A 4,321-nucleotide genomic window follows, 5' to 3' on the forward strand; every position below is an offset into this window, starting at 1 on the left:
AGACCTCTTGGAGGGTGGAGTGACCACTGGCATAAAGAGAACAGCTATTCACGGAAGTTATAAAGACTTGCGTCAATGATCTTAATTGAACCGCCGTATTCCGAACGGTACGTACGGTGGTGTGAGAGGTCGGGGGTTAGTCACCCCCTCCTACTCGATTCAGTCGATTACTTCTTCTTTCAAATAATTCATTAATGCAATGTACCAATTTGTAAAAGATTCAATTCTAAATATCTAATTATTTTTTGAACGCCATATATAAGAACATATCAAACGATTGTAAATTACGATAGAAGCTATCTTGTAAACTATTAAGTTGCTTACTTAACCAATATCTGTTTTTTGAGTTGTACTTTAAATCATACAGTGATTGTTCTATATAATCCAAATCTCCAATCACCGATATTAAATATCTATCCGCTTCATCTGAGATATATTCAGAATTGAATAAGTCAAGAAGATGTCTTTTTCCAAATCGTATTTCATATAAGATATAATCAATGTCATCGATATGAATACTCTTCTCATTTTTGGAGATTAACCAATCTTGTTCATACATTCGCATGATTTTTTCCAAATTTATATTATAATCCTCATAAATTTTTTCTATTTCATTCCGATTTTTGAAATCTTTTAAATAATTATTATAATTTTCAACGATCTTTTTCTCCGGACTAAAAGTAAAGGTTTTAATCATACTATAAAAATGAAAAGGAAAAAACCATGAAATCAGCAAATATAACATAACTATTGATGTACCAATTATGGTCCATTTTTTCTTTTTACTCACATTTATTCTCCTTTGTTAAATATTTTTGATAATAAACTTATAACTCTTTAATTAATCTATAACGCCCACGTTCCAGTCGTTCTAATACACGATTATAATCAGGTACATTGGAAGAATGATTACCTCCATGCTCAACAAGAACCATATCTGCATAGTGGTACTAAAATCTCTCCATCTGCGACCTTATTTTTTCGCTACCATTCCTTAAACCCAGTAGGAGTTTTTATGCCTACTAATTTACGAAATGCTTCAATAATAGCTTCCTTTTACGGCATTAATGCCATAACCACCTCAAATCCATTCCAGTTCTCATTCACTTTTCTAACTAGCTTTCTGATTATTCTTGGAGCTATTTATACATCTTAATGGATATAAAACGAATATTTCCCTTTTCACCAAATATTTTACTATATTGGAAGAAAAATAACAAATAAATTTTCTGAAATTAGAAATTTGAGATAATTTTTGTTTTGTGCAAGAATTTCTAGTTATGAGCTTAATGGTAAGGCATGAAAAAATTCAAAAGCTCGCCTAATACTGACGAGCATTGTTATTAATAAATTTTAATGAAGAAGCAATTAAATAGATATGCTGTTTCGAAGCCCAAAGGATAAAATATTGATATTTCTTTCCTTTCAAGTGGATTGGATTAGGGTAACGAGCAATAATGGCTGCCTGATTTCGCATTTCTTGTTTCTGATCGTCTGATGGCCAAATTAAACAGGCAAGTTCATTTTGGATAAGAAATGGAAACATAATAGGGTTGCTTCCATACGGTTGTAATGGATGAAAAGCTTCGTTTTTACAAACTTGTTCTACTGGTTCATCAGTTGCAATCGCTGATATTTGGAAAAATCCATCAATTCCCTCATACCGTTCTTTCGTTACTTTTTGCCAATGGTTTGGGTGTTGAAACATTACACGATATAAAGTATTGACATAGGTTCCTACAACAGCTGGATGAGAAGATACGGTTGACCATTGTACGGAAGTAATCGTTGCACCATCAGCGACTATCCGAATTGGTACTGGATGATAGAGATGTATCATCCAAATTTCACTAGCTCCCGTTTCATTTGAACAACCGCTTAAATAAGCGATTTTTAAACTGTCGGGCGACCAAGTAACAGGAGAAGAAAAACAATTGGAAATGGCCCAAATATGATCTTTTTCGCCTTGAGAATCTGTCAGCCTAATTTCAGAAAAGTATCCAAGTGTATCATAGGCACTTGCACTATAGGCAATTTTTTCTGAGTTTGGCGACCATTCTGGATAATAGTTTTTCGAAAGAGGTCCTCCTTGAATTTCATAGGTTTTTCCCGTATCCAGTTCAATTGTACGTATGAATGAAATGCTGGCACCAGGTGTTGTATAAAGGACATATTTCCCGTCTGATGATAATCGAACATAATTCAGTGATTCATCTTTATTTGTTGTTAATTGCTTTTTATTTTTTCCGTTCGTTTGGATTCGGTATAGTTGAGGTACCCCCTTTTCATCTAGTGCTTGATATAAAATCTCTTTTCCATTTGGAAACCATTGAGGGTCACGCGGTTGATTTTCTTTTATACCAAGCGCGTAGTGTGTATACACGTCATATATGACGATTTGGCTTTGATTGGAATAAACGATTTTTCTATGGTCGGGCGACCAATCAATTCTTGCATTCATAGTATCTGTTAATTGATCGATTTGGGCGATAGATAATGTTGGTAAATACAAGATATAGAGAATTTGATTTTTCCCAACAAAAGCTATTTTTAAACTGTCCTTTGACCAATATGGAATGGTATAAGACTCCCCAAGACCCAAGGTGACTTGCCTTTTCTCTCCATTTAATGGATGATAAAGCCAAATATCGAAATTTCCGTTCATATTTGTCGTATATGCTATATAGCCATTTTCACCAGGTGGTACATAAGGAATTATTAATCGCATTCCTGGCAAAATGATATCAGATGTCAGACGATTGACTTGACGGATTGATTCAACATCTACTCTTCCATTCGTTACAACATTATATTTCTGGCCCATAGAAAATAAAGTATCACCGCTTTGGACGATGTAATATGGAACTCCTAGAGGAATCAGAAGAAGTTGATCGGGTACGATTTCATATGGAGGTACAAGTTGATTGGCTTCAATGATGATCGAACGTGGTATATGAAACTGTTCAACAATAGTTTCAATAGTGTCTCCTTCCTTTACTCGATAACGATTCACCCCTGGCGGCATTGACAACTGATCTCCTGGTTGAATGATATACGGATGCGAAATGTTATTGGCTGCGATAAGTGACTTTATAGGAATTTTCCATCGTTCAGCAATTTGACTTAACGTTTCACCCGACCGAACGGTATAAAAAGATTGCATGACTTTCACCCTTTTACATTCTTCTTGTTTTCAAAAAACTATTCTCCTTGCCTATAATGTATTCATTAGAAGGGAAAAATGGCTTGTTGAATAAAAAATTAATCTTTTCTCTCAGCAATTTCTAATAAGGTACGAAAAATAAATATCTTTAATGTCATAAATATCGTCGGTCTATCGCAAAAATAGTATTAATTAAAATAGAAATCCCTCCCCATTTAATAAAGGGAGGGATTTAGAATATATTAATATAGAAGGACATCACATTATATTTTCATAGATTTCGATTAAATTACCTGCCGGATCACGAAAATGTGCAACTTTGATGCCCCAATCTTTTTGTTCTGTTGGTTCGGTAATAAACACTACTTTATTTTTCAATGCTTCATATGTACGTTCGACATTATCCACTTTAAAAATTAATGCAACTTTATCAACGGTTTCATAGACAGGAACATATTTTTCGCCAATGGCTTCCATCATCTGTTTACGCTCGAAAATTCCTAACTTCGCACCGTTGAAATGAAAATCCGCATAATTCGAGTTTTCATCTCCCCATGTTACTTCGAATCCAAGGATATCGCGATAAAATAAAAAACATTCCTTATAATTTTCTACTAAAATTCTTGTATGAGTGAGTTGCATAACATCCACTCCTATAAGACTATTTTTTTGTTATTTTATCATTCATTAAAAAATTTTTGTAATAATCGTGCAATTTTGATTGAGTCAAGTTTTTGTGGGCAGTTTTATCTCTCTAACAATGAATGCGGTTTCACTATTTTAGAGGACTCTCTTGATCAAAAATTTGTTCTTTTAAAATCCTGCAACTCCTTTAAAGTCTTGTACACTGGAATATTTGCCTTACCATTTAGGTATAGGAGATTGTCTCTTGTGACGTCACCAATGGTACTTGTCACCTTTTCTATGTAATGTTTGGGTGGATTATTTTCCTCCTTGGTTTTTGACCAACTTCCGACTTTCCCAAATAATGTTTTCAATGCAAGATTGTCTAGGAAAGCCACCAATCCAGTAATCATGGCACTTGCGCCTTTTTCTACCCAGCTACGTCCATTTTTGAGTCCATCGTTCCCTCGGCACTTCCCATTGGACGCATTCCTTTGGTGTCAATACCTTGTTCTTTAAGCCACTTCCGGTAAT

The 4,321-nt window shown here is 34.4% G+C and carries 3 protein-coding genes and 1 pseudogene; all 4 read right to left on the minus strand.

Features of this window, described 5'->3' with window-relative positions; translation table 11 throughout:
- Positions 1–238 precede the first annotated feature (238 nt).
- Complete coding sequence (locus AC3ASS_RS13625) at positions 239–790, minus strand: hypothetical protein (protein ID WP_488284071.1); 552 nt, start codon at positions 788–790, stop codon at positions 239–241.
- A 531-nt stretch (positions 791–1,321) separates the two neighbouring features.
- Positions 1,322–3,163, minus strand: a complete 1,842-nt coding sequence (locus AC3ASS_RS13630; RefSeq protein WP_488284072.1) for a LysM peptidoglycan-binding domain-containing protein — start codon at positions 3,161–3,163, stop codon at positions 1,322–1,324.
- A 258-nt stretch (positions 3,164–3,421) separates the two neighbouring features.
- Complete coding sequence (locus AC3ASS_RS13635; protein ID WP_488284073.1) at positions 3,422–3,805, minus strand: VOC family protein; 384 nt, start codon at positions 3,803–3,805, stop codon at positions 3,422–3,424.
- A 155-nt stretch (positions 3,806–3,960) separates the two neighbouring features.
- Positions 3,961–4,321, minus strand: a pseudogene (locus AC3ASS_RS13640) (UPF0236 family transposase-like protein); the annotation flags it as partial.

This window comes from Bacillus sp. JST-5 (genome assembly GCF_057747715.1).